General features: G+C 72.2%; 24 protein-coding genes. 12 read left to right on the plus strand and 12 right to left on the minus strand.

Annotated elements, in window-relative coordinates; genetic code table 11:
• Positions 1 to 324: 324 nt before the first annotated feature.
• Positions 325 to 1,554 carry a threonine ammonia-lyase gene (ilvA, locus tag ACH4SP_RS22565; RefSeq protein WP_398417335.1) on the minus strand — a complete coding sequence of 410 codons (1,230 nt, stop codon included), beginning with the start codon at positions 1,552 to 1,554 and terminating at the stop codon, positions 325 to 327.
• 224 nt (positions 1,555 to 1,778) lie between these two features.
• Here ilvA and ACH4SP_RS22570 point away from each other — a divergent pair, with 224 nt between their 5' ends.
• The 3 genes from ACH4SP_RS22570 (at position 1,779) to ACH4SP_RS22580 (ending at position 3,207) form a co-directional block, all read left to right on the plus strand.
• Entirely contained in the window at positions 1,779 to 2,282 is a 504-nt protein-coding gene (locus ACH4SP_RS22570; RefSeq protein WP_398417336.1) for a MarR family winged helix-turn-helix transcriptional regulator, read from the plus strand.
• A gap of 104 nt (positions 2,283 to 2,386) precedes the next feature.
• The gene (locus ACH4SP_RS22575; protein WP_398417337.1) at positions 2,387 to 2,956 is read left to right on the plus strand and encodes a sigma factor-like helix-turn-helix DNA-binding protein; all 570 of its coding nucleotides are present in this window, start codon (positions 2,387 to 2,389) and stop codon (positions 2,954 to 2,956) included.
• Complete coding sequence (locus tag ACH4SP_RS22580) at positions 2,953 to 3,207, plus strand: hypothetical protein (RefSeq protein WP_398417338.1); 255 nt, start codon at positions 2,953 to 2,955, stop codon at positions 3,205 to 3,207. Before ACH4SP_RS22575 ends, ACH4SP_RS22580 begins: the two co-directional genes overlap by 4 nt.
• 49 nt (positions 3,208 to 3,256) lie before the next feature.
• Here ACH4SP_RS22580 and ACH4SP_RS22585 read toward each other — a convergent pair whose 3' ends face one another.
• Complete coding sequence (locus ACH4SP_RS22585) at positions 3,257 to 4,417, minus strand: cystathionine gamma-synthase (protein WP_398417339.1); 1,161 nt, start codon at positions 4,415 to 4,417, stop codon at positions 3,257 to 3,259.
• Positions 4,418 to 4,544: 127 nt separating this feature from the next.
• Between ACH4SP_RS22585 and ACH4SP_RS22590 the strand changes: the two genes are divergently transcribed.
• From ACH4SP_RS22590 to ACH4SP_RS22605, 4 genes are all read left to right on the plus strand, one after another.
• Positions 4,545 to 5,648 (plus strand): hypothetical protein, encoded by a 1,104-nt coding sequence (locus ACH4SP_RS22590; RefSeq protein WP_398417340.1) that lies wholly within the window; start codon positions 4,545 to 4,547, stop codon positions 5,646 to 5,648.
• A 104-nt stretch (positions 5,649 to 5,752) separates the two neighbouring features.
• A complete protein-coding gene (gene msrA / locus ACH4SP_RS22595; RefSeq protein ID WP_398417341.1) occupies positions 5,753 to 6,451 on the plus strand; it encodes a peptide-methionine (S)-S-oxide reductase MsrA in 699 nt (232 codons plus the stop codon).
• 252 nt (positions 6,452 to 6,703) lie between these two features.
• On the plus strand, positions 6,704 to 7,543 hold the full coding sequence (locus tag ACH4SP_RS22600; protein ID WP_398417342.1) for a hypothetical protein: 840 nt from the start codon (positions 6,704 to 6,706) through the stop codon (positions 7,541 to 7,543).
• A 54-nt stretch (positions 7,544 to 7,597) separates the two neighbouring features.
• Complete coding sequence (locus ACH4SP_RS22605; protein WP_398417343.1) at positions 7,598 to 8,740, plus strand: hypothetical protein; 1,143 nt, start codon at positions 7,598 to 7,600, stop codon at positions 8,738 to 8,740.
• On the opposite strand, the gene ACH4SP_RS22610 is transcribed toward ACH4SP_RS22605, so the two are convergent.
• Entirely contained in the window at positions 8,737 to 8,907 is a 171-nt protein-coding gene (locus ACH4SP_RS22610; RefSeq protein WP_398417344.1) for a hypothetical protein, read from the minus strand. The two genes, ACH4SP_RS22605 and ACH4SP_RS22610, sit on opposite strands and share 4 nt — an antisense overlap.
• Between ACH4SP_RS22610 and ACH4SP_RS22615 the strand changes: the two genes are divergently transcribed.
• Positions 8,906 to 9,169 carry a hypothetical protein gene (locus ACH4SP_RS22615; protein WP_398417345.1) on the plus strand — a complete coding sequence of 88 codons (264 nt, stop codon included), beginning with the start codon at positions 8,906 to 8,908 and terminating at the stop codon, positions 9,167 to 9,169. The two genes, ACH4SP_RS22610 and ACH4SP_RS22615, sit on opposite strands and share 2 nt — an antisense overlap.
• Positions 9,150 to 9,521 (plus strand): hypothetical protein, encoded by a 372-nt coding sequence (locus ACH4SP_RS22620; RefSeq protein ID WP_398417346.1) that lies wholly within the window; start codon positions 9,150 to 9,152, stop codon positions 9,519 to 9,521. The genes ACH4SP_RS22615 and ACH4SP_RS22620 overlap by 20 nt, the downstream gene beginning before the upstream one ends.
• Before the next feature lie 24 nt (positions 9,522 to 9,545).
• On the opposite strand, the gene ACH4SP_RS22625 is transcribed toward ACH4SP_RS22620, so the two are convergent.
• Together ACH4SP_RS22625 and ACH4SP_RS22630 are read right to left on the minus strand one after the other, a co-directional pair.
• Positions 9,546 to 10,427 carry a GNAT family N-acetyltransferase gene (locus ACH4SP_RS22625; RefSeq protein WP_398417347.1) on the minus strand — a complete coding sequence of 294 codons (882 nt, stop codon included), beginning with the start codon at positions 10,425 to 10,427 and terminating at the stop codon, positions 9,546 to 9,548.
• Positions 10,428 to 10,709: 282 nt separating this feature from the next.
• Positions 10,710 to 12,155 carry an MFS transporter gene (locus ACH4SP_RS22630; protein WP_398417753.1) on the minus strand — a complete coding sequence of 482 codons (1,446 nt, stop codon included), beginning with the start codon at positions 12,153 to 12,155 and terminating at the stop codon, positions 10,710 to 10,712.
• Between the two features lie 255 nt (positions 12,156 to 12,410).
• Here ACH4SP_RS22630 and ACH4SP_RS22635 point away from each other — a divergent pair, with 255 nt between their 5' ends.
• Positions 12,411 to 13,361, plus strand: a complete 951-nt coding sequence (locus tag ACH4SP_RS22635) for a TetR/AcrR family transcriptional regulator C-terminal domain-containing protein (RefSeq protein WP_398417348.1) — start codon at positions 12,411 to 12,413, stop codon at positions 13,359 to 13,361.
• Between the two features lie 4 nt (positions 13,362 to 13,365).
• Here ACH4SP_RS22635 and ACH4SP_RS22640 read toward each other — a convergent pair whose 3' ends face one another.
• On the minus strand, positions 13,366 to 13,704 hold the full coding sequence (locus ACH4SP_RS22640; RefSeq protein ID WP_398417349.1) for a DUF1330 domain-containing protein: 339 nt from the start codon (positions 13,702 to 13,704) through the stop codon (positions 13,366 to 13,368).
• Between the two features lie 117 nt (positions 13,705 to 13,821).
• Here ACH4SP_RS22640 and ACH4SP_RS22645 point away from each other — a divergent pair, with 117 nt between their 5' ends.
• The gene (locus ACH4SP_RS22645) at positions 13,822 to 14,298 is read left to right on the plus strand and encodes a GNAT family N-acetyltransferase (protein ID WP_398417350.1); all 477 of its coding nucleotides are present in this window, start codon (positions 13,822 to 13,824) and stop codon (positions 14,296 to 14,298) included.
• A 144-nt stretch (positions 14,299 to 14,442) separates the two neighbouring features.
• On the opposite strand, the gene ACH4SP_RS22650 is transcribed toward ACH4SP_RS22645, so the two are convergent.
• Positions 14,443 to 15,711 carry an Ig-like domain-containing protein gene (locus ACH4SP_RS22650; protein ID WP_398417351.1) on the minus strand — a complete coding sequence of 423 codons (1,269 nt, stop codon included), beginning with the start codon at positions 15,709 to 15,711 and terminating at the stop codon, positions 14,443 to 14,445.
• A gap of 426 nt (positions 15,712 to 16,137) precedes the next feature.
• On the opposite strand from ACH4SP_RS22650, the gene ACH4SP_RS22655 reads away from it, so the two are divergent.
• Positions 16,138 to 16,440, plus strand: a complete 303-nt coding sequence (locus ACH4SP_RS22655) for a hypothetical protein (RefSeq protein WP_398417754.1) — start codon at positions 16,138 to 16,140, stop codon at positions 16,438 to 16,440.
• A 42-nt stretch (positions 16,441 to 16,482) separates the two neighbouring features.
• On the opposite strand, the gene ACH4SP_RS22660 is transcribed toward ACH4SP_RS22655, so the two are convergent.
• The 5 genes from ACH4SP_RS22660 to ACH4SP_RS22680 all read right to left on the minus strand — a co-directional run bounded on the left by ACH4SP_RS22660 (position 16,483) and on the right by ACH4SP_RS22680 (position 22,740).
• Positions 16,483 to 17,031 carry a MarR family winged helix-turn-helix transcriptional regulator gene (locus ACH4SP_RS22660; protein WP_398417352.1) on the minus strand — a complete coding sequence of 183 codons (549 nt, stop codon included), beginning with the start codon at positions 17,029 to 17,031 and terminating at the stop codon, positions 16,483 to 16,485.
• 61 nt (positions 17,032 to 17,092) lie between these two features.
• On the minus strand, positions 17,093 to 17,350 hold the full coding sequence (locus ACH4SP_RS22665) for a hypothetical protein (RefSeq protein WP_398417353.1): 258 nt from the start codon (positions 17,348 to 17,350) through the stop codon (positions 17,093 to 17,095).
• 26 nt (positions 17,351 to 17,376) lie between these two features.
• Positions 17,377 to 18,573, minus strand: coding sequence for an RNA-guided endonuclease InsQ/TnpB family protein (locus ACH4SP_RS22670; protein WP_398417354.1), 1,197 nt, complete (start codon positions 18,571 to 18,573; stop codon positions 17,377 to 17,379).
• Between the two features lie 185 nt (positions 18,574 to 18,758).
• Positions 18,759 to 20,324: a histidine ammonia-lyase gene (gene hutH, locus ACH4SP_RS22675; protein ID WP_398417755.1), complete on the minus strand. Its 1,566-nt coding sequence runs from the start codon at positions 20,322 to 20,324 to the stop codon at positions 18,759 to 18,761.
• Positions 20,325 to 20,418: 94 nt separating this feature from the next.
• Positions 20,419 to 22,740, minus strand: a complete 2,322-nt coding sequence (locus ACH4SP_RS22680; RefSeq protein ID WP_398417355.1) for a sensor histidine kinase — start codon at positions 22,738 to 22,740, stop codon at positions 20,419 to 20,421.
• Between the last annotated feature and the right edge of the window lies 1 nt (position 22,741).

The following is a 22,741-nucleotide window of genomic DNA, read 5'->3' on the forward strand; positions in this document are numbered from 1 at the left end:
CGTGCCCGAGACCACCCGAGAGCGCCGTACCCAGGACCACCCGGAAAGGGCGTGCCCGAGAGCGCCCGAGAGCAGCGCGCCCAGGACCACCCGAGAACGCCGAACCCGAGAGCACCCGGGTACGCCCTGCCCATGCCCCCAAGAGCGCCGCATCGAGAGCGTCCGAGAACAACGTGCCCGAGGCCGCCCGAGCGGGGCGTGCCCGAGCCTGTCCGAGGCCCGAGCGTGCCTCGGACGAGCGTCCGTTCACGGGTCCGGGCCCCGCGAGCGTGCCCCGAGGGCGCCCGGTCGTGGCGGTGTCGAGTCGAGGGCCTTCGTCGCCCTCTAGGACACCACCAGGTATCCCGCTTCCCGCAGTGCCTCCCGTACCTCGGTGCAGTGCTTCGGTCCCATCGTCTCCAGCTGCAACTCCACCTCCACCTCCGTGAGTCCGAGCCGCGGGCCGGTCCGTGCGTGGCTCACGTCAACGACGTTAGCGTCCGCCACCGACAACACCCCGAGAAGCGTCGCAAGCGCTCCCGGACGGTCCGTCAGCCGCAACCGAAGTGACAGATATCGACCGGCCGCGGCCATTCCGTGCCGCAATGTGCGCTGCATCAGCAGCGGGTCCACGTTGCCGCCCGACAGCACCGCGACGACCGGCCCCGCGAAGGACTCCGGGCGGCTCAGCAGCGCCGCCACCGGGCTCGCCCCGGCGGGCTCCACGACCAGCTTGGCCCGCTCCAGGCAGAGCAGCAGCGCGCTGGAGAGCTCGTCCTCGGAGACCGTACGCACCTCGTCCACCAGCTCGTCGACGAGGGCGAACGGCACGTCCCCCGGCCGTCCCACCTTGATGCCGTCGGCCATCGTCTGGAGGGATTCGACCGTGGTCGGCCGCCCGGCGGCCAGCGACGGCGGGTAGCAGGCCGCGCCCTCCGCCTGTACGCCGACGATCCGTACGTCCGGCCGCACGGCCTTCACCGCGACCGCGATGCCCGCCGCGAGCCCGCCGCCGCCCATGCCGACGACGATCGTCCCGACCTCCGGGCACTGCTCCAGGATCTCCAGGCCGACCGTGCCCTGACCTGCGATGACGTCCTCGTGGTCGAAGGGGTGGATGAACACGGCCCCGGTGTCGTGCGCGAACTCCTGCGCGGCGGCGAGGGTCTCGTCGACGACCTGTCCGTGCATCCTCACCTCCGCGCCGTACTCGCGGGTGGCCGCGACCTTCGGCAGGGGTGCGCCGACCGGCATGAACACCGTGGACCGCACGCCCAGGAGCGCGGAGGCGAGGGCCACGCCCTGCGCGTGGTTGCCCGCGCTGGCGGCCACCACCCCGGCCGCGCGCTCCTCCGGCGAGAGCCCGGCGATCCGGATGTACGCGCCGCGCAGCTTGAAGGACCCCGTCCGCTGGAGGTTCTCGCACTTGAGGTGGACGGACGTCCCGACCAGACGGGTCAGGTACCTGCTGCCCTCCATGGGCGTGCAGCGGGCCACCCCGGAGAGCATCTTCTGTGCACCGCGCACGTCGTCGAGGATCAGGCTGCGGGCGTGGGCGGGCGTGCGGAAGCTCATGCGGCAAGTCTCGCAGCTCGGCCGGGGTCGGACGGGGCACCGTCCGGAGCCCGGACCGGGGGCGGACCGAGGGCCGGACCGGGGGCCGGACCGCGCAGGTAGGGCCTTCCGGGCCTGGGCACTCCTTACTTATCCACAGGTTTGCGCAGCGCAGGTACGTGCGTGCCGGGGGCCGCGTACCCTTGCCCCACCAACCCGACCACCGTACGAAGAGAGCCCGAGCCATGCCCCCTACCCAGGACATGACGACCGACCCCGCAGCCGGTCTCCTCGATGCCCTTCAGCACCAGGTGGCCGTCTTCGCCCGGCGTGCGGAACAGACCCGCCTCGGCGGCGTCGGCCAGGTCCGCAATTCGATGGACCGCGCGGCCTACCTGCTGCTCAACCGCCTCGACCAGGAAGGCCCGATGGGAGTCAAGGCGCTCGCCGCAGGCATGGGCATCGACTCGTCGACCGTGACCCGGCAGGTCGCGCCGCTCGTCGACTCCGGCCTGGTGAAGCGCACCTCGCACCCGGAGGACGGCCGTGCGGTCGTGCTCCAGCTCTCGCCGCGCGGCCACGCCCGCCTCGACGAGGTGCGGTCCTCGCGGCGCGAGCTGATGGCACAGGTGACGGACGGCTGGAGCGAGGACGAGCGCGAGGCGTTCACGACACTGCTGACCCGTTTCAACGGCGCCCTCTCCGCCCGCCAGACGGCGGTCCCGGGCGACACCCCGCCCGCTTCCTGAAGCAGGCCGGGGGCTCGGCCCCGCCGACCTCTTGACCTGGCGCATCCACTGTCCTCATATGAGGACTGGAGGCGGCGGACGGGAGGGCGGGGACGGGAGGCACGGTGCGCGAGCGAGAGGCGGCCCAACAGCGGCGCCAGGCCGGGGAGTTCGAAGCCTTCGTCGCGGGAGCGGCGGGCCGGCTGCTGCACGCCGCGACGCTGCTCAGCGCGGAGCCGCCGGACGCCAATCCGCGCGCCCAGCGCCTCCTCGCCGCCGCGCTCGCCCGTACGTACGTCCACTGGGAGTCGCTGCGCGGCGAGGACCCGTACGACCGCACCCGGCAGGAACTCGCCGCGCGCTTCGCCCGCACCGCCTGGCACCACCGGCCGCACCTGCCCCACCTCCACCGCGCACTCCGCCTGCCCCACCGGCCGCAGCGACAGCAGCGGCCCGGCCTCGGCGGCGTACTGGAATCGCTCACCCCGCAGGAGCGGCTGATCGTGGTGCTGCGGCTGTACGAGGGGGTCCCCGAGGAGCAGGCCGCCGCCCAGATCGGGCTGCCGGTGCAGCGGGTGCGGGCGATCTGCGCCCGCGCGGTCTCCCAGGTGTACGAGAGCGCACGGGAGCCCCGGACTCCGCAGGGCCCACGGGAGCCCCGGCCTCCGCAGGGCCGGGCGGCGGCCTCGCCGTGAGCCTGCGCCGGCAGAAGGAGGACGAGGTCCGGCTGCTCCTGGAGCGGGCCCCGCACCCGCCCGTACCGGCGGACCTGCTGGTACGGGCCACCGAGCGCGGGGTGCGCGGCCTGCGGCGGCGCAAGGTGCTGCGGCGGGTGCTGTGGGTGCTGGCGGTGGCGGCCGGGATCGCGTTCCTGGTGTGGGCGTCGATCGCCCAGCCGTGGCTGGCTCCACCGGCGGACAGCACGCCGCCGGTGGAGGGCTTCTAGCGGCCCGTACGAATTCAGTGGGCCGCTAGGGCGAACAGCCCCGACTCCCTTATCCCAGCGCCTGCTTGAGGTCGGCGAGCAGGTCGTCGCCGGACTCGATGCCGACGGAGAGCCGGACCAGGTCGGCGGGCACCTCCAGCGCGGAACCGGCCACCGAGGCGTGCGTCATCCGCCCCGGGTGCTCGATCAGCGACTCGACACCGCCCAGGGACTCCCCCAGCGTGAAGAGCTGCGCCCGGTTGCACACCTCCACGGCGGCCTCCTCGCCGCCCTTGACCCGGAACGACACCATGCCGCCGAACGCCTTCATCTGCTTGGCGGCGACCTCGTGCCCGGCGTGCTCCGGCAGCCCGGGGTAGAAGACCTGGGCGACGGCGGGGTGCGCGGTCAGCATGTCCGCGACCCGCGTCGCGTTCTCGCTGTGCCGGTCCATCCGGACCGCGAGGGTCTTGATGCCGCGCAGGACGAGCCACGCGTCGAAGGGCCCGGCCACGGCCCCCATCGCGTTCTGGTGGAACACCAGCTCATCGGCGAGGTCGGCGTCGTCGGTGATGAGCGCGCCGCCCACCACGTCCGAGTGCCCGCCCATGTACTTGGTCGTCGAGTGCACGACGACGTCCGCACCGAGCGCGATCGGCTGCTGCAGGTAGGGGCTGGCGAAGGTGTTGTCGACGACGAGCTTCGCGCCCGCCGCGTGCGCGATCCCGGCGACGGCGGTGATGTCCGTGATGCCGAGCAGCGGGTTGGACGGCGTCTCGACCCACACGACCTTGGTACGGGGCGTGAGGGCGGCCCGTACCGACGCCGGGTCGGAGGTGTCGGCGACCGACCACTCCACGCCCCACCGCGACACGACCTTCGCGAACAGGCGGAAGGTGCCGCCGTACGCGTCGTTGGGGATCACCACGTGGTCGCCGGGCGACAGCAGCGTCCGCAGCAGGCAGTCCTCGGCCGCCAGCCCCGACGCGAAGGCGAGCCCGCGCCGGCCGCCCTCCAGGGCGGCGAGGTTCTCCTCCAGGGCGGTCCGGGTCGGGTTGGCGCTGCGGCTGTACTCGTAGCCGCCGCGCAGCCCGCCCACTCCGTCCTGCTTGTACGTCGACACCTGGTAGATCGGCGGTACGACGGCTCCGGTCAGGGGGTCGGCGGTGTTGCCGGCGTGGATGGCGAGGGTCTCGAAGGCGCGCTCTTGGCGGCTCTGCTCATGGGTCATGGGGCCGAGGGTAGTTCGCCGTCCGGCACGTCACGTCCGATGTCCGGGACATTGGCCGATCCGGGATGCGGGCCGGTCCCGGATGCGGGCCGATCCGGGATGCGGGCCGGTCCGGGACAATGGCCGTATGGAGATTCTCTGGTTCCTGATCGCGGCGCTCATGCTGGGTGCCGCCCTCGGTCCGTTCTTGCTGCGCAGGCGCGGCGGCATCCGGCTGGCCGCGCCCGGTTCGCCCGACGCCGCCGACCCGGAGGAGTACGGCTTCGTACGGCAGGAGGCGCTGGACGTCCGCCTCCCCGGGCCGGACCAGGACCTCCTCGACGTACTGGACGTCGTGCAGCGCACCCAGGACTGGCGGGCGGCGCAGCAGCTGCTCTCCGGTACGCCCAAGGAGGGCGAGGTGCGCTGGCAGCGCGTGCAGTCGTTCGCGGGCGCGGCCTCCCTCGAACTGGCCCAGCGCCCTGGCGAGGGCGGCCGCTGGCTGCGCGACTGGCGTTCCGAGTCGCCCAAGGACGCGGGCGGCGCGGAAGTTCACGCAGAGTTCTTGGTGCAGCAGGCCTGGCGCTCGTCGTCCGCCGGTACGGACGACTTCCGGATCATCCTGGAGGAGGCCCGCGACCTCTGCGCCACGGCGGCCCTGCTCGCCCCTGGCGACCCCGTCCCCGCCATCGTCGAGCTCTCCGTGGCGCGCGGGCTCGGCTACCCCCGCCCCGAGTTCGACCGGCTCTGGGCGAAGGTGATCGACCGCGCGCCGACGCACATGGGGGCGCATCTGGTCGCCCTGCACTACCTCTCCGAGAAGTGGCACGGCTCGCGCGCCGAGGCGGACGCCTTCGCGACGGCGGCCGCCTCGCGGGCCCCCCAGGGCTCGCTCCTGGCGGCCCTCCCCCTCTTCGCCGTCCACGACCACCTGCCCGAGGTCAATCTGGTGCGCAGCTTCTACCAGAGCGCGGTGGTGACCCGGGCGGTCGAGGGCGCGCTCTTCGCGGTGCACGCCGCCCGCCCGGACGATCCGATGCTGGCGCACGTGCGCCACCTGCTGATCCTCTTCCTCGTGCGCTCCGAGCGCTGGGCGGAGGCGGTCAAGCAGATCGCGGCCGTCGACGGCTACGTGGGCGCCCTCCCGTGGACCCTCGGCCAGGACCCGGCGGCCGACTACACGGTCCACCGGAACCTGGCGGTGGCGGGCTACGAGGCGAACGGCGGGAGCCCGGCGACGCTGCGGGGCTAGGGGCCCGGCCGTGCGTACGCGTACGTGGGAGGGGCGGCGGGGAATCCCCGCCGCCCCTCCCACGTTGTACGGACCGACTGACCTGTTGTCCCTGGAGGAGAACCATGCTCTTCGGCCGTACGCCGCAGCTCCCGACCCCCGAGCAGGCCCTGAAGGGCCGCGCGACCCCGGAATTCGAGGTCCCGTCCCGGCACACGGTCCTCGGCAACCCGCTCTCCGGCCCGTACCCCTCCCACCTGGCGGTCGCCGACTTCGGCCTCGGCTGCTTCTGGGGCGCCGAGCGGAAGTTCTGGCAGACCAAGGGCGTCTGGACGACCCTGGCCGGCTACCAGGGCGGTACGACCCCCAACCCGGCCTATGAGGAGGTCTGTTCGGGTCTCACGGGCCACACGGAGGTCGTCCGGGTCGTCTTCGACCCGGCCGTCGTCTCGTACCCCACCCTCCTGAAGCTCTTCTGGGAGTCCCACAACCCCACCCAGGGCTTCCGCCAGGGCAACGACGTGGGCACCCAGTACCGCTCCGCGATCTACCCCCACACCCCCGAGCAGACGGTGGAGGCGGAGGCCTCCCGTGCCGCCTTCCAGGAGGTCCTGACGGGCTCCGGCTTCGGCACGATCACCACCGAGATCCTCCCTGCGGCCGACAACCCCTTCTGGCCCGCCGAGCCGTACCACCAGCAGTACCTGGACAAGAACCCGGACGGCTACTGCGGCATCGGCGGCACGGGCGTCACACTGAGCGCCCCCTCCGAGACCAACTGGGGCCGGTCCTGCCCGACGGGCATCGCATCGGCCGACGGCTAGGTCGCGTCCTGCCCGGTGGGGCAGCGGGTCGGGCGACGTCGGCACCGTCCGCCGGGTGCCTGTCGGCGATCCGTTCCGACCTCACCAGGGCCCCTGCCGGGCAGCTTGTCGCTGCTCGGCAGCTCGTTCAGCTCCGAAGTGACGCATCGCGAAGTGACGCATCGCGCCTTTCGGCACCACCACTTGCCGCTCTCGACCCACCGCTATCCTGAAACACCTGGGTCGTGCACGTAGCGAGTGTCGGGAGAGCGCATGGAAGTCCCGCCGTCGGACGACCACAACGGGGACTTTCTGCTCCAACCGCCGCAGCATGTCAGCAACTCGGTCTCCGGGCAGGCGTCCGGCCCGGTGGTGCAGGCCGGAGTCATCCACAACGTCACGGTCAACTACCAGGCGAACTCTGCTTCGTTGGAGGCCGACACGCCCCCCACCACCGGTTTCCTCGGCGCAAGGGTGCCGCGGACTCCGGCGGAAGTCGCGGAGGTCCGTCGCTCACGGCCCAACCTCTGGGAGTACCTCCTCTACGCCGGAGAGCTCCGTGTCGGACTGGAAGGCCTTCAGTCCAAGCGGCTCGACTACAGCCTGGGGCACTGCTCGATCGGTCCGGCCATCCCGGATGCGGCCGAGGCCAGCTTCCATCTCCAAGCGGCCTTCGGCGAGTTGGAGAAAGCCGGCACCAGCGTGAACAGGTGGATGTCCCAGGAGGCACAGGACAGAGCCTTCGGTCTGCCCGGGTCACCCGGAGACCCCGAGCTGATCGTCCACATCGCCCATCGCCTCCTGGGCGTCTACGAGTCCCTGATGGACTGGGCCATCGCTCTACGGTCGATGAGGCCTCCCGGCGACATGGCCAGGCTGTTCGAGCTGGCATCGCTCTATTCCCGGGGCTCGATCGACGGATTTCACAGGTTCGTGGAAACGTTGGCCAGTGAAACCGACAGAGCATCTGCGACCCTCGCCAAGGGGGACGGCTCCGTCGCCCACATCACCGTGACCTACACCATGTCGATAGACCCTGATGTCATCAGGGACTTCAACGCGGAGAGACGCCAAGTGGAACGGAAACCAGGGAAACGGGCCCGGCGCCGCTGATCAGGCCCCGACAAGCAGCCCCGAAAAGCACCCCCGATAAGTAACCTGGCGTGCGTGATGCGCAAGATATCCGTTTCCTGGCCCCGTTCCTACGTCGCCGTGGCTCTCGGTCTCGCCGCCATGCTGGTGGCCGGGTGGCTGCTGGGTTCGGTGGTGCCGCAGAAGGTGCTGGCCGGGCGGGCGTACGAGACGGCGCGGAGCTGCCCGGCCGGGGAGGCGGGGGCGGCGGCCCGCGACTGTCTGAGCTCCGCCCGGGGCACGCTGGAGCGGACCTGGAAGGGCGAGGGCCGCAATCCGCGCGCCCATGCGGAGGTCGTCACGGCGGACGGACGGCGCCTGGAGTTCCGCCTCGACGACGGGGAGCACACGGGTTTCGCCCCGAAGGGCACGGCGGTGCTGCTGGTGAGCTGGCGCGGCGAGGTGCGGCACCTCAATTACACGCCTGCCGGTGCGACGCACACCGTCTTCACCGACGCCAATCCGCGCACGGCCCACGGCGGGGCGCTGGCCTGGGGGCTGGGGCTGGCGTTCGGCGGGGCGGGCTTCGCGCTGCTCGGCCTGCAGGGACGGCGGTACGAGCCGGGGGGTTCGCGGGCGGGCGAGCCGGAGCCCATGTTCCTGCAGCCCGCCCAGGTTCCGGCGCTGATGCTGATCATGCTCGGGATCTGCGCGGGCGTACTGGCCTCCTACGGCGATCCGGTCGGCACGGCCCTGAAGCGGACCGGCTGGATGGCGGCCGGTGCCGTCGTCGTCGGCGCGCTGATGGCCCTGTACCTGCGCGTCCGCCCCGCCCGGCCCACCGGCCCGGTCACGGTCGCGCCCCGCCGCCCGGACCGCGACCGCACGTTCCCGGTACGGGTCCTGGGCGATACCAGCGGCCCCGGCGGGCACCCCCGGCACAGCCATCTGGTGGCGGGCCCCGGCGGCCTCCTCGCGTACACCAATGACCCCACGGGCGCCTTCCGCCGCGAGGAGCTGCCGCCCGGTCTCGTACTGGAACAGGTACGGCACTGGCACCTGTCCGACCCGACCCGCCCGCTGAACACGGCGGAGGCCAAGGACTTCCGGGTCGTCCAACTCAGGGACGGCGACCGCGAGCTGCTGCTCGCGGTGCACCGGCGTCAAGCACCGTGGGTGCTGGGCGCACTGGAGACACGACGGGACTCCAGGCACCCTGCCCCGCCGGACGGGCGCTAGACGATCGCCGACTCGCCCGTCCGTTCCGCGGCCTTCTCGGCCGGGCCTTCCGGGCACTGGGCATCCCCTTCGCCGATCCGGAATCGGTCACCGAGATGCCCACGGGCCTGACCGAACTCAAGCCGCTCGGACGGCACCCCGGCCGCCCAGATCTGGAGGGACCTCATGACCGCCGACCTCGACCTCTCGTTCTTCCGCTCCGAGACGCAGCAGCGCATCCGCAGGGAGGCTCACGAGGAGGGCCGCGAGGAGGGCTTGGCATCCGGGGTTCTGCTGGTGCTGGAGGCGCGGGGGATCCCCGTGCCCGAGTCCGTACGGAAGCGGGTGCTCGGCTGCACCGACGACGCCGTCATCCGGGGCTGGTACAACCGTGCCCTGACCGCCGCCACCGCCGAGGACCTGTTCGCCGATGAACGAACCGCTGAATGAGCCGCTGAACGAGCCGCTGGCTCCCGGCGCCGTCGCCGTCCTCGACGTCCTGTTGGACGGGCCGGGGGCAGTGCTCGCCGCGCTGCGGGAGCAGGTTCCGTATGTGCGGGTGACGGGGCGGTGCCGGTGCGGGTGCGCGACCGTGGATCTGGGGGTGGACCGGGCCGCCGTGGCGGCGGCGCCGGAGCACGGCAGTCCGGTGGTGGAGGCGTTCTGTGCGGATTCGGAGTACGGGGCGGGGGTGCTGCTCTTCACAGCCGGTGGGTATCTGTCGGGGCTGGAGATCTACACCGGTGCGGACGAGCCGCTCACGGTCTGGCCCGATCCGGGCGGGCTGACGGTGGAGGGGTAGGTGGGGAAGTAGGTGGAGGGGTGGTCAGCCCAGTTCCAGGGTGGTGATCGCGTACAGGCCCGTGCGGTCGATGTCCGGGGGTTCGGCCGTGTACATGCGGGCCGTTTCGAAGGTCGGGGTCAGGGCCAGTCGTTCCGCGAGTCGGATCGCGGCGGGGTTGCAGTCGGGGGCGTCCAGGGCGATCGGGACGCCGGGGGTGGTGGCCGCCAGGGTGGTGAGGAGCGTGGCGGCGATGTCGGGGGTCTCGGCGTAGAGCGGGCCGATGCGGGAGGCGGCGGTGCAGGTGCGGAGCACGGCAAGACCGGCCAGGTTTCCGTCGCGGATCGCCGCCACGGCCGTACGGTGCGGGGCCGTGAGCCAGGAGGCGAGGAAGGCGTCCCGCGGCGCCGGGAAGAAGCGGCGGTCGTACGCGGCGAGCTCGGTGAAGGGGAGGGTGGTGGCGTCGACCACGGTGACGTCACCGGGCAGGGCCGGGGTGCCGTCCTGCGGGACTCCTTCGTAGCGGGTGTTCGTCCAGGCTGAAGTGAAGCCGGATTTGCGGTAGTTGGGTTGTTGGGCGACCACGCCGTCCAGGCCGACGTTGCGGCCTTTCAGGCGTTCCATGCCCGCGTTCCAGACCTGGATTCCGTAGCCCTGTCCGCGCAGTTCGGGGCGGGTGAGGTAGAGGCCCAGGAAGGCGTGGTCGGTGCCGTAGCGGATCACCGAGACGCAGGACGTGGGGGTGTCGTCGCCCTCGCGGCGGGCGAGCAGGAAGCCTCCCGGGTCGGCGGCGAAGAACGGCTGGGCGTCGGCGACGCCCGGATTCCAGCCCTCCGCGTCCGCCCAGGCACGCATCAGATGGAGGTCGGAGACGCTCGCGGCGGCAATACGGACGGGTGGGGGCGGGGGGACGGATCGGGGGTGCATCCGGGGCTCCTTGAGGTGGCGGGGCGGGGGGCCTCTGGATACCTGACCCGGGCGGGCCCGCGTTATGCGGGACTGCGTCGTGCAGGACTGCGTCGTGCAGGACTGCGTCGTGCAGGCCCGCGCCATGCGGGGCTGCGTCATGCGGACCGCGTCATGCGGGCCCGCGCCATGCGGGCCCGCGCCATGCAGACCGCGCCATGCAGACCGCGCCATGCAGACCGCGCCATGCGGGGCTGCGCCGTGCGGGCCCACGTCATGCAGATCGCGCCGTGCAGGCCCGCGTCATGCGGGCCGCCTCCTTCGGGTCCGCAGCAGCGTGCAGACCAGTGCCGCCGCCGTCAGCATGACGGCCGCCGCGCCCAGCGCCGCCCAGTTCATGCCGTCCGTGAAGGCGTCGCGGGCCGTGGCGAGGAGCGACTCCGCCCGGTGCGGCGGGAGTTGGGGTGCGGCGGCGAGCGCGCCGCCCAGGGTCTCCCGTACCGCGGCGGGGGCCGCGTCGGCCATTCCCCGGGTGTAGACCGCCGCGCCGATGCTGCCGAGGATCGCCATGCCCAGTGCGCCGCCGAACTCCGTGCCCGATTCGACGACCGCCGCCGCCGAGCCCGCCTGTTCCGGCGGGGCCGCGCCGAGGGCCATCTCGTTGGCGAGGGTCATGGCGACGACGATGCCGCCGACGTACAGCGAGCAGCCGGTGAGGACGTACCAGAGCGGGGAGTCGGCGCGGGCGCCGAAGAGCCAGAGGAAGCCGGCCGTGGCGAGGAGGAAGCCGCCGGTCATGACGTACGCGCGGTCCGTGCGGGCGGCGAGCGCCGCGCCCGCCGGGGCGAGGACCATCACCGCGGCCGACGGCACCAGGCTCCAGAGGGCGGCGGTGAGGGGGCTCATGCCGCGCACCGACTGGAGGTACTGGGTAAAGAAGACCGCGAAGCCGACCGTGCCGAACATCGCGACGACGTTGGCGAGGACCGCCCCGCCGAACATCCGGCGGCGCAGCAGCGCCAGGTCGACCATGGGGTGGGCGAGGACGCGCTGGCGGCGGACGAAGAGCGCACCGAGGGCGAGGCCCGCCGCGATGGTCAGGAACGGGGTCAACTGGGCGCCGTGCTTCGCGAGTTCCTTGATGCCGTGGATGACGGGGAGCACGGCGGCGAGCGAGAGTACGGCGCTCAGCACGTCGAAGCGGCCGGTCGAGCCCGCCGGCCCCTTGAACTCCGGGAGGAGGAAGGGCGCGAGGGCCAGGAGCAGGAGCATCGCGGGGAGGTTGATGAGGAAGACCGAGCCCCACCAGAAGTGTTCGAGGAGTACGCCGCTGAGGACCGGGCCGAGTGAGATTCCGGCGGTCATGACGGCCGTCCAGACGGTGATGGCCTTGGCCCGCTGGCCCGTGTCGCGGAACAGGTTGCGGATGAGGGCGAGGGTCGATGGCATCAGGGTCGCACCGCCGATGCCGAGCAACGCCCTTACGGCGATGAGCATTTCGGGGGTGTGGGCGTACGCGGCGGCCACCGACGCCGCCCCGAAGGCCGCCGCCCCGATGAGGAGCAGTTTGCGGCGGCCGATGCGGTCGCCGAGTGCGCCCATGGTGATGAGGAGTCCGGCGAGCACGAAGCCGTACACGTCCAGGATCCAGAGCTGCTCGGTGGCGCTCGGGCCGAGGTCGCGGCCGATGAAGGGGATCGCGAAGTAGAGGACGGAGACGTCCATGGAGACGAGGAGGAGGGGCAGCATCAGGACGCCGAGGGCGGTCCATTCGCGGCGGCCCGCGAGGGGGGCCGGTGGGGTGGGCGGGGTGGGTGGGGGTGCGACGGTGGTCACGGCAGGCTCCCGGCACAGTGTCTGTACGGCGTACGCACGCGGGCCGCGTGCGCTGCGTACGACGTAAACAGCTTGGCCCGCCAGGAGGAAGTGAGTGACCTAGTGCACCGGAAGAAACAGCTGGCTGCGGGCTCGCGCACTACCCAGGTGCACTAGTACGCTCCCCGTATGGACGCCCTGCCCCCTTCCGCCCGTATCGCCGACGACATCCGCCGCCGCATCACGTCCGGCGACCTCGCGCCCGGCGACCGGGTTCCGTCCACCCGGCACATCACCCGGGAGTGGGGCGTCGCCATGGCCACCGCGAGCAGGGCCCTCGCGGCGCTCGCGCAGGAGGGACTCGTACGTCCGGTGCCCGGCGTGGGCACGGTCGTCGCGGGGCCGGTCGCCGGGCCCGGCGGCCGGGCGGCCGGGCCGCGGCCCGCCGGGCTGGCCCGGGCGCGGATCGTCCGCACCGCCCTCGCGATCGCGGACGCCGAGGGGCTCGCCACCCTCACCATGCGGCGCGTCGCCACCGACCTCGGGACCTCGACGATGGCCCTGTACCGGCACGTCCCCGGCAAGGCGGAGCTCGTGCACCTCATGTCGGAGGAGGTGTTCGCGGAGCGCCCCATGCGGGACTTCACGAAGGACCGCGCGCAGGGCGGCCCGCCGGACTGGCGGACCCAACTCACCTATGCGGCGGGCTGGTTGTGGCAGATGTACACCCGGCACCCGTGGATGGCGCAGGCCATGGCCACCCTCACCCGGCCGACGGCCGCCCCGCAAGCCATGCGGTACACCGAGTGGGTGCTGCGGGCGCTGGACGGCCAGGGCCTCGGCGCGTACGACATGCTGCACGTCCACCTCACCCTCTTCGGGCACGTGCAGGGGCTGGCCACCACCCTCGAACGGGAGAACCGGGCCCGGCAGGACACCGGGATGACCCCGGAGGAGTGGATGGCCTCCAACGAGCCGCGCGCGGAGGCCGTCCAGGCGTCCGGCGACTACCCGATCCTCGGCGCGCTCTTCCGGCAGGACGAGTTCGAGCTGGACCTGGAGAGCCTGTTCGCGTTCGGGGTGGAACGGCTCCTGGACGGGGTGGCGGTCCTCATCTCCCGCGGCCGCGAAGGCGCGTGAGGGGCTACCGCGCCTTCCGCAGCCCGTCCGCCGTCGCCCCCGCGTCGTAACCCTCCGGCACTCCGTCGACCAGGATGATGTCGCCCGCGAGGTGGCGGGTGCGCAGCGGGAGGATCTCCTGGTAGGCGGCGGACTCGTACCAGGCGCGGCCGGCTTCCAGGCTGGGGAAGGAGACCAGCACGGGCGAGCCGTGCCACTCCCCCTCCAGCACCTCGTGCTGTGCGAAGTGGACGAGGAAGCGGCCGCCGAAGGGGGCGAAGGTGGACTGGATCCGGTCCATGTAGGTGAGGACCTCCTCGTTGACCTCTCCGGGGCCGATGTGGGCGATGGCGTACGCGGTCATGGCTTGCTCCTGGAGGTGAATTCCCTTGCCGGGGCTGCGGGTTGCGCCCTGTGCGGTGGATTGGATCCTGCCGAAAAGGCCGCGCGGGGTCGATTACGTCAGAGGTAGGTTGACCGGATGGATCTTGACGACCGGCACGCACAGGCCCCGTTCACCCTCCGCCCGGCCGTCGAGGCGGACGCGGAGGCCGCCGCCGACGTGTGGCTGCGCTCGTACGACGCCGCCCTGCCCGGCGTGCGGCGGGCGCACAGCGACGACGAGGTACGGGGCTGGTTCCGGTACGTCCTGGTGCCGGGCGGCGACACCTGGGTCGCGGCGGACGGCACGGGGGCGCTCGCGGGCGTGCTGGTACTGGACGAGGCGGGCATCGACCAGCTGTACCTGGCCCCGGAGCGGCGCGGGCGCGGGCTCGGCGACCTGTTCGTGGCCAAGGCCAAGGAACTGCGGCCCGGCGGGCTTGAGTTGTGGACCTTCCAGGTCAACACGCCCGCCCACCGGTTCTACGTACGGCACGGCTTCACCGAGGCCGAGCGGACGGACGGCTCGCGCAACGAGGAGCTGGAGCCGGACGTCCGGTTCGTCTGGAAGCCGTAGCCCCGGCGGGGGGCGAGCGTGGCCCCGGCGCTACGCAAGCGTGGCCCCGGCGCTACGCAAGCCCCGCCGGTACGTACGAGGGCGGGCGCCACCCGTGTGGGGTGACGCCCGCCCTCGTACGCGTTACTGCGACTGCGGGGGATCTCAGCCCTCCGAGCCCGCCTTCCAGGCCGCCCAGTCCAGGTTCCAGCCGTTGAGACCGTTGTCCGGCTTGATGGTCTTGTCCGGGGAGTTCTTCACGACGACGACGTCGCCGACCATCGAGTTGCTGAAGAACCACGAGCCCGGCGTGTTCGGGTCGTTGGCGCCCTGGGCGTCCGCCAGACCCACGCAGCCGTGGCTGGTGTTGGCGGTGCCGAAGATGCCCTTGCCCCAGTAGTTGCCGTGGATGAAGGTGCCCGAGGTGGACAGCCGCATGGCGTTCGGCACGTCCTTGATGTCGTACTCGCCCTTGCCGTCGTCGTCCGTGAAGCCGACCGTCGCACCGTCCATGCGGGTCTCCTTGAACTTCTCGGAGATCACCATCTTGCCGTTGTACGTGGGGTTGGACGGCGAACCGGCGGAGATCGGGATCGTCTTGATCACCTTGCCGTCCCGGGTGACGGTCATCTGCTTCGTCTTGACGTCGACGGTGGAGACCTGGTTGCGCCCGACGGTGAACTTGACCGTCTTGTCCTGGACGCCCATCACGCCGTCCGCACCCTCGACGCCGTCCAGCGCGAGCTTCATGGTGACGGTGGAGTTGCCCTTCCAGTAGTCCTGGGGGCGGAAGTCGAGGCGCTGCGAGTCGAACCAGTGGCCGACGACCTCCTGGCCGCTGCTGGAGGTGACGGTGATGCCGGCCTGCACGGCCTTCTTGTTCGTGATCGGCTTGTCGAAGCGGAGCGAGACCGGCATGCCGACGCCGACCTTGGAGCCGTCCTCGGGCGTGAAGTTGCCGATGAAGCTGTTCTTCGGGGAGACGGTGGTGAAGGAGCGGTTCTCGTGGGCGCTGCGCTTGTCCGCGTCCTCGGCGGTCGCGCTGAGCTTGTAGACGGTGGCGCGCTCCAGCTTGCCCGCCGGCTGCCAGCTCAGTCCGTCGGCGGCAATGCTGCCCTTGACTTCCTTGCCTGCCGCGTCGGTGAGCTTGACCGAGGTCAGCTTGCCGTCGGCGACGGTGACCTTGGTGTCGTTGTTGATGCCGACGTTGGTGGCACCGGCCTTGGGGGTGATCTCTATTCGGGCCTTGGAGGTGTCCTTGGCCGCTGCGGCGTCGGCCTGCTCCTGCGACTTCTTCGAACCGTCGGCGCTGTTGCCGCCGTCGCTCTTGCCGTCGTCGCTACAGCCCGAAAGCACCAGAACGCCGCCGAGCAGCGCGGACGCGGCTATCAGACCCTTGCGTCGCTTGCTGTTCGTGATCACACGCTTCTCCATCGTTGCCGCTTCCCCACGATCTTCCCCGGCCCCGCCGGGACTCCCCGGGTCTCGCCGGGCAGCACGTCCCCGTCAATGCAGTTACAACCCGCGAACCGACGCCTCCGTTCCACTTTCGCGGAAAGTGTGGGCAATGCCACTCGCGGGAGCGCTCGCCCGGCATCTGCACGCTTCCGACGCTACGCCGCCCTATTTGCCCCTGCTCGGGCGGGGTCATGCGGGGGAAGCAGAGATTCCGGGCCGGACTTAAGTCCGTTTCGGGGGCGTTTCGACGGGCGGAACCAAAGGTTCCACCCCCACATGCCTTTCCTTGGACCCGCTGCTTTCATTAGCATCGGCGCGCACGACCAATTCGCGGGTGCCTCAAGGGGGATCGATACCGTGGCCGCACTCCGACCACTGCTGACCGCCACCGCTGCCGGCGGGATGCTGGCCGCGCTGTGGTTCGTCCCGTCGGCCAACGCGACGGTCGAGATCCCGGAGCGGACGGCCGGCACCGCCGGAGGGACGGCGCAGGCCCAGCAGGCCGCTCGGACCTCCACCGCCCCCGACGCCTCCGCCCGGACCCCCGCACAGCCCGCCACGAGCCTCGCACTCGCCGACACCGGCAGCGTCGACACCACTCCGTACGTCATCGGCGGCACGGCCTTCCTGGGGATCGGCGCGGGCTTCGTGACGTACTCGGTACGACGCAGGGGCGCGGCCGGGGCTCCCCGGGGCCTGGCCTAGGAGGTCCCCCGGGGCTGGCCCAGGAGGTCCCCCGGGCCCGGCCTAGGGGGTCCCCGGCGTGTCCGTCCCGTCCAGCTCTGCCAGGTGCTCGTTCAAGGTGACGTGCAGCTCGTTCAGGAAGCCCTCGAACTGCTGGAGCTGCTCGGCCGAGTAGCGGCCCAGCATGGCGTCCATGCGCACCGCCAGCGGCCGGAAGAAGTCGTCGGTCAGCTCCTGGACGCGGGCGCTGCCGCGCAGCGTGACGATCCGCCGGTCGGTCTGCTCGCGGGTGCGCACGACGTGTCCGGCCTTCTCCAGCCGGTTGAGCAGGGCGGTGGTCGCGCCGGACGAGAGCATGATGCGCTCGCTGAGGCGGGCCGGGGAGAACGGCTCGCCGCGCTCCTCGCCGTACAGGATCTGGACCAGGGCCTCGGCGTCGGTGGTGTGCAGGCCGAGCCAGGTCGCGAACCGCCGCCCCACTTCCTGGTAGTCGGCCCCGTACAGCCGCAGCCCTTCGGTCAGCCGCTCGCGCTGTCCGCCGGGGCCCTCGGGGGCGGGTGTGCCGCGCTGCTTGCGCTCCGTCGCCTTCGCCTTGCGCTCCGTCGCGTTCATCGAGGCAGTCCGCTTCTCTCTTCCGGGCCGGTACGTCGGCGGTACGTTTCCGCCGCCCAACCTAACCGGCGACCGGGACCTCCTCCGCCGTCGAGGTGGCCGCCCGTACGCCCGCCCTCGGAATGAGCGCGGTGGCGATCAGGCCGAGGGCCACGAAGCCGGCCGCGACGTAGCCGCCGACGGTGATGGGCGCGAGCGTGGCCTGTACGACGCTGTAGTCCAGCGTCAACTTCTCGGCACTGAAGGGACCGATGCTTGTGGGCTCGGTTCCTTCAAGCCGGGTCGCGCTCCCGACTGCCCCCGACGGTAGGGCGGTCACGGGTCGCATCTCCCAGATCCGGCCAGCTAGTCCGGGCCTGGGACGGGTGCGTTGACGAGCACCCTTCCCCAAGCTCTCGGCTTCGCTCGAGCAGGGGAGACCCCATACGAGCGTGCGCGGTTGCGCACGTTGACCCCGGCGACGTGGTCGGCGGGCCCAGCGAGGCCGCACCGACGACAGAGGAAGTGGTCCCGGTCGGACCGGTTCGCCCGCTCGGTATGCCCGCAGCGCGGACAGCGCTGCGAGGTGTAGGCCGGATCCACGGCAATGAACGGCACCCCGGCCCGGCAGGCCTTGTACTCCAGGTGCTGTCCGAGCTGATGGAAGGGCCACGAAGAGAAGGTGTCCCGCTGGCTGCGTCTTGGCCGTACCCGGTCGCGGATCCCGTCCAACTCCTCGACGGCGATGCCCCGGCCGGTGCGTTGCGCAGCGGACACGATCTCCTTGGCAATCTGGTGGTTCACCTGGGTGGCATGACGGTGCTCCTTCTTCGTACGGCGGGCCAGGCGGCGGGTGGCCGAGCGGGTGCCCCTGGCCTGGAGTTCGGCGCGTTTACGGGCGTGGTGGCGGCGGTAGCCCGTGAGTCGTCGGCCCTGGTGGTTGGTGCCGTCGGAGGTGGTGGCGAGGTTCACGATGCCCCGGTCCACGCCGAGGAAGTCCACCGGCTCGTACACCTCGGGGTCGGGTACGTCGCAGGTGGCGAGCAGGTACCACTTGCCCTTGCACCGGATGAGGTCGGACTCCCCGCGCCGGTGCTCGGCCAGGACCTTGAGCTGGTCCACCTGCCCGGTATACCGCAGACCCTTGAGCCGCCCATCCAGGGTCCAGATCGACACCGTGCGAGAGTCGTACTGCCAGGACAGACACCGGTCGTCGAACGGCTGGGCCGCATCCGGACGGAACTCCACGGGTGACCCGGTGGCCTTCACCCACCGCTTCGAGCCCGCCTTGCCCAGGTTTCCGGCCTTCAGGTTCGCCCGCAGGGTGGTGTACGCGTCGTCGGTCTTCTTGACCGCCCGCACAGTGGGCTGCGCGGACAGCCCGAAGGTGGCCTTCACATCCGTATAGACGAGCTTCTGCAGGGCGTTGCGGGAGAACACCTTCTCCTCGAACGCCACCCTCGCGGCATACGTGGCGGCCCGGTTGCAGGCACGCAGCGTCGCCTCAAGCACCAACGCCTGCACAGGCGTTGGCAGCAGCTTCACCCGCACCACCAGCTTCATACAACCGACCGTACGGTCGGACACCACACACACGTGCCGCTTCCCCAGCCGTTCCCCCGCACCGGGGAACGGCTGGATGTTCGTTCGCTTTTCCCGCCTCCGGCGAGCAGCCGTCGCGCCTCCGCAACGCACAGAAGGAGGGGCGCCCGGCGGTGTGCCGGACGCCCCTCCTGCTCGTACGTGAGTTACGCGAGCTGCCCCGTGACCGGCTCGACGGCCGCGACGAGAGCACCGCTCCGTACGAACGCGTCGGCGGCGGCCAGGTCGGGCGCCAGGAACCGGTCGGGGCCAGGGCCCTGCACGCCCGCGGCGCGTACCGCCGCGATCGCCGCCTGCGAGGCGGGCGCCGGGGTCAGCCCGTCCCGCAGCTCGATGCCGCGGGTGGCGGCGTACAGCTCGACGGCGACGATCCGCGTGAGGTTGTCGATGGTCGTACGGAGCTTGCGCGCCGCCGACCACCCCATCGAGACGTGGTCCTCCTGCATCGCGGACGACGGGATCGAGTCGACCGAGGCCGGGTTCGCCAGCCGCTTCATCTCGCTGACGAGTGCCGCCTGGGTGTACTGGGCGATCATCAGCCCCGAGTCGACGCCCGCGTCGTCGGCGAGGAACGCGGGCAGCCCGTGGCTCCGGTTCTTGTCGAGGAGGCGGTCCGTGCGCCGCTCGGCGATCGACCCGAGGTCGGCGGCGACGATGGCGAGGAAGTCGAGGACGTACGCGACGGGCGCACCGTGGAAGTTCCCGTTGGACTCCACACGGCCGTCGGGCAGCACCACCGGGTTGTCGACGGCGGCGGCCAGCTCGCGCTCGGCGACGGTGATCGCGTACGTGATGGTGTCCCGCCCCGCACCGGCGACCTGCGGCGCACAGCGCACCGAGTAGGCGTCCTGGACACGCGGCGCATCATCCTGGTGGTGCCCCGTGAGACCCGAACCCGCAAGCACCCGCAGCATGTTGTCGGCGGAGGCGCCCTGACCCGGGTGCGGACGGATCGCGTGCAGCTCGGGCGCGAGCACCTTCTCGGTGCCGAGGAGGGCCTCCAGGCTGAGGGCCGCGGTGATGTCGGCGGACGTGTACAGCCGCTTCAGGTCGGCGATCGCCATGATCAGCATGCCGAGCATGCCGTCGGTGCCGTTGAGGAGGGCGAGGCCCTCCTTCTCCTTGAGCTCGACGGGGGCGATCCCGTGCTCGGCCAGCAGCTCGCCCGCGGGACGGACGGTGCCGTCGGGGCCCTCCGCGTCCCCCTCCCCCATCAGCGTCAACGCGCAGTGCGACAGCGGGGCGAGGTCGCCGGAACACCCGAGCGAACCGTACTCGTGCACGACCGGCGTGATCCCGGCGTTCAGCACGTCCGCCATGGTCTGCGCGACCTGCGGACGTACGCCCGTGTGCCCGGAGGCGACCGTCTTCAGCCGCAGGAACATCAGCGCGCGCACGACCTCGCGCTCGACGCGCGGCCCCATGCCGGCGGCGTGCGAGCGCACGATGTTGCGCTGGAGCTGGGCGCGCAGCTCGTGGCTGATGTGCCGGCTCGCCAGCGCGCCGAACCCGGTCGACACCCCGTACACCGGCTCGGGCTTGGCAGCCAGCGCGTCCACGATCTCGCGGGACGCGGCGAGCGCGACGACGGCCTCGGCGGACAGCTCGACACGGGCGTTGCCCCGGGCCACCGCGATGACATCTTCGACGGTGGTGCCGGAGGTGCTGAGCACGACGGTGGCGGGGGTGGCGGGCGTGACCAGGGTGTGCATATCCATATTCAGGAGCCTACGGTTTGAATGCGTGGCTGTCACTAGTCAATGCGGGACGGGCCCCTTACCGGTTGCCGACCTACTGATTGCCGACTTACCGGTTGCCGACGGTGCGGCGGTCGGCGAGGTCGTAGACGTCGTACCCCCTGGAGGTCGCGCCGGGCGGCCCCTGCACCACGAACCACAGCCGGTCCGAGCCGGGCAGCCTGCGCAGCTGGGGGCGGACCTCGGTGCCGTCGGACCAGCGGTAGCCGATCGCGCCGACGGTGGGCGGGGCCCAGCCGAGGACGAGTTCGGCACTCTGCTCCACTCCGTCGGGGCCGGGTCCTGCCCGGACCTTCGCCGCGGCGGTACCGGTCGGGCCGGTACCGGGCGCGGGCAGGGCTCCGTACCCGAAGGGTTTCTCCTCGGTGCCGAGCGAGGCCGTGAAAACGGTACGGCCGAGCGGGTACGGGAGCTTCGCTCCGGGGGTGCGGACACTGCCGCCCGGCACCGACCCCGGCCAGAGCCCGTCGATCGCCGCGAGCTGCTGCCAGCCCTCCTCCTCGGTCCTGGCGGGGGCGTAGAAGGAGAGGGCGGCGTGCGCGTCGCCGTCCTGGAGGTGTTCGACCCTGGGCTGCAGGAGGCCCATGGCGGAGCCGGACGGCTCCGGAGATGCCTGCACGGTCGGCGTCGGCGCCGGGGCCGGTGTGGCGCCGACGACGCCCGGTGACCGAGGCCCGCTCACCGTCGTCGCGAAGCCCACCGCGAGCAGCGGAACGGCGACCGCGAGCACCCCGCCCGCGATCCATCCCGCGAGGTGCCTGCGGGGCGCGTCCGGCACCTCTTCCGCGCCGGTCGCCAGGTCCTCCCGTACCGCTCCGACGGGAAACTCGGCGATCAGGACGGCCCCGCGGCCTTCGCCCCCGGGCCCCCGCTCCCCCACGACCAGCGTGCCACCCTGCCGCACCGCGATCTCGCGGGCGATGGCGAGCCCGAGGCCCGCGCCGCCGCCGTCGGCACGGGTGCGGGAGTCGTCGAGGCGGGTGAAGCGTTCGAAGACGCGCTCGCGGTCGGCGGGCGGGATGCCGGGCCCGTCGTCCCGCACCTCCACCCGTACGGTCCGCCGCCCGGCATCCGTACTCAGTACGGCCCCGACCTCGCTGCGGGCGTGCCGGCAGGCGTTGTCGAGGAGATTGCGCAGCAGCCGCTCCAGACGGACCTGGCTGCCGGTGAGGGGCGGCAGGTCGGCGGGGGCGGTGCAGGTGACGCGCAGAGCGCTGTTGCGGCGCAGGTGGCGCAGCTCCTCGACCAGATCGCTGGCGAGATCGGCGAGCGGGACGCTCTCGTCGGCGTGCGGGGCGGGGCCGTCGATGCGGGTGAGCAGCAGAAGGTCGTCGGTGAGGTGCTGGATGCGCTCGATGTCGGTGAGCGTGCCGCGCACGGTGTGCGGCCAGTCGACGCCGCCGGGGTGGGTGAGCGAGGACTCCAGGGAGGCGCGGAGGCTGGCGATGGGGCTGCGCAGTTCGTGCGAGGCGTCGGCGACGAAGCGGGCCTGCCGGTCGGCGGCGGACTGGAGGCGGTCGAGGGTGGCGTTGAGGGTACGGGCGAGCTTCTGGAGGACGCCGCCGATGGCGGGCACCGGGACGCGGCGGTCCAGGGAGCGGGCGGTGATGTCGGCGAGCTCGGCGCGCATGGCCTCGACGGGACGCAGGGTGAGGCGCGCGGCGGCCCAGCCGGTGACGACAAGGAGGAGGGTGCCGCAGGTGAGGAGCAGCCACAGGGCGTGGCCGTTGTCCTCGGCGTCGTTCGGCATCCGGTCCCAGGGCTGTACGACACCCCACACGGCCCCTGCCGCGACGATCACCGCACCGAGCGCGACGGGCGCCCGCCACGCGCCCTTCCGCCAGGGCACGAGCCGCCCCAACGGCTCGGCCGCCACCCACGCCGTGAAGGCGACCGCCAGCGAGGTCACGGGCACGGCGAACCCGAACCCGGCCCGCAGGGCGGCGCTGGCGGTCTGCCAGGGCGCGGCCTCGTTGAGGGCCTCGACCCAGACGGCGTGCGCCCACAACAGCGAGCCGGTCACCCCGCCCACCACGCACACGACCCACCACCGTCGCGCGACGCCCCACACGGCGAGCCCGACGAGCAGCACCCCGCCGGGCACCCCGAACCAGGCCGTCCCCTGGACGACGGGCCACAGCCGGATCGGCGCGTACGGATCGGCGGACCCCACGCCGTCGCGGGCCGCGACCCGGTCGGCGATCAGCCAGACGGCGGACAGCAGGGCGACGACAAGGGCGGCGGAGAACCCGGCGACGAGGGCGGTGCGGATCCGGGGCCCCCGGGAGGGAGCGCGGTCCCGGTGACCGGAGTCGGGGACGGGGCCGTCCACGGCCGCGTCCTCCGCGCCGCCCGCACTCCTCACCCGCACC

It is taken from the genome of Streptomyces sp. NPDC021093 (assembly GCF_044333135.1).
Lineage (GTDB): Bacteria > Actinomycetota > Actinomycetes > Streptomycetales > Streptomycetaceae > Streptomyces.

Excerpts from the sequence above, each read along its gene's own strand:
- ilvA (WP_398417335.1), bottom strand. The coding sequence starts at position 1,554 with ATGAGCTTCCGCACGCCCGCCCACGCCCGCAGCCTGATCCTCGACGAC.
- ACH4SP_RS22570 (WP_398417336.1), top strand. The coding sequence starts at position 1,779 with ATGCCCCCTACCCAGGACATGACGACCGACCCCGCAGCCGGTCTCCTC.
- ACH4SP_RS22585 (WP_398417339.1), bottom strand. The coding sequence starts at position 4,417 with ATGACCCATGAGCAGAGCCGCCAAGAGCGCGCCTTCGAGACCCTCGCC.
- ACH4SP_RS22590 (WP_398417340.1), top strand. The coding sequence starts at position 4,545 with ATGGAGATTCTCTGGTTCCTGATCGCGGCGCTCATGCTGGGTGCCGCC.
- msrA (WP_398417341.1), top strand. The coding sequence starts at position 5,753 with ATGCTCTTCGGCCGTACGCCGCAGCTCCCGACCCCCGAGCAGGCCCTG.
- ACH4SP_RS22600 (WP_398417342.1), top strand. The coding sequence starts at position 6,704 with ATGGAAGTCCCGCCGTCGGACGACCACAACGGGGACTTTCTGCTCCAA.
- ACH4SP_RS22615 (WP_398417345.1), top strand. The coding sequence starts at position 8,906 with ATGACCGCCGACCTCGACCTCTCGTTCTTCCGCTCCGAGACGCAGCAG.
- ACH4SP_RS22610 (WP_398417344.1), bottom strand. The coding sequence starts at position 8,907 with ATGAGGTCCCTCCAGATCTGGGCGGCCGGGGTGCCGTCCGAGCGGCTT.
- ACH4SP_RS22620 (WP_398417346.1), top strand. The coding sequence starts at position 9,150 with ATGAACGAACCGCTGAATGAGCCGCTGAACGAGCCGCTGGCTCCCGGC.
- ACH4SP_RS22625 (WP_398417347.1), bottom strand. The coding sequence starts at position 10,427 with ATGCACCCCCGATCCGTCCCCCCGCCCCCACCCGTCCGTATTGCCGCC.
- ACH4SP_RS22630 (WP_398417753.1), bottom strand. The coding sequence starts at position 12,155 with ATGCTGCCCCTCCTCCTCGTCTCCATGGACGTCTCCGTCCTCTACTTC.
- ACH4SP_RS22635 (WP_398417348.1), top strand. The coding sequence starts at position 12,411 with ATGGACGCCCTGCCCCCTTCCGCCCGTATCGCCGACGACATCCGCCGC.
- ACH4SP_RS22640 (WP_398417349.1), bottom strand. The coding sequence starts at position 13,704 with ATGACCGCGTACGCCATCGCCCACATCGGCCCCGGAGAGGTCAACGAG.
- ACH4SP_RS22645 (WP_398417350.1), top strand. The coding sequence starts at position 13,822 with ATGGATCTTGACGACCGGCACGCACAGGCCCCGTTCACCCTCCGCCCG.
- ACH4SP_RS22650 (WP_398417351.1), bottom strand. The coding sequence starts at position 15,711 with ATGGAGAAGCGTGTGATCACGAACAGCAAGCGACGCAAGGGTCTGATA.
- ACH4SP_RS22655 (WP_398417754.1), top strand. The coding sequence starts at position 16,138 with ATGCTGGCCGCGCTGTGGTTCGTCCCGTCGGCCAACGCGACGGTCGAG.
- ACH4SP_RS22660 (WP_398417352.1), bottom strand. The coding sequence starts at position 17,031 with ATGAACGCGACGGAGCGCAAGGCGAAGGCGACGGAGCGCAAGCAGCGC.
- ACH4SP_RS22670 (WP_398417354.1), bottom strand. The coding sequence starts at position 18,573 with ATGAAGCTGGTGGTGCGGGTGAAGCTGCTGCCAACGCCTGTGCAGGCG.
- hutH (WP_398417755.1), bottom strand. The coding sequence starts at position 20,324 with ATGCACACCCTGGTCACGCCCGCCACCCCCGCCACCGTCGTGCTCAGC.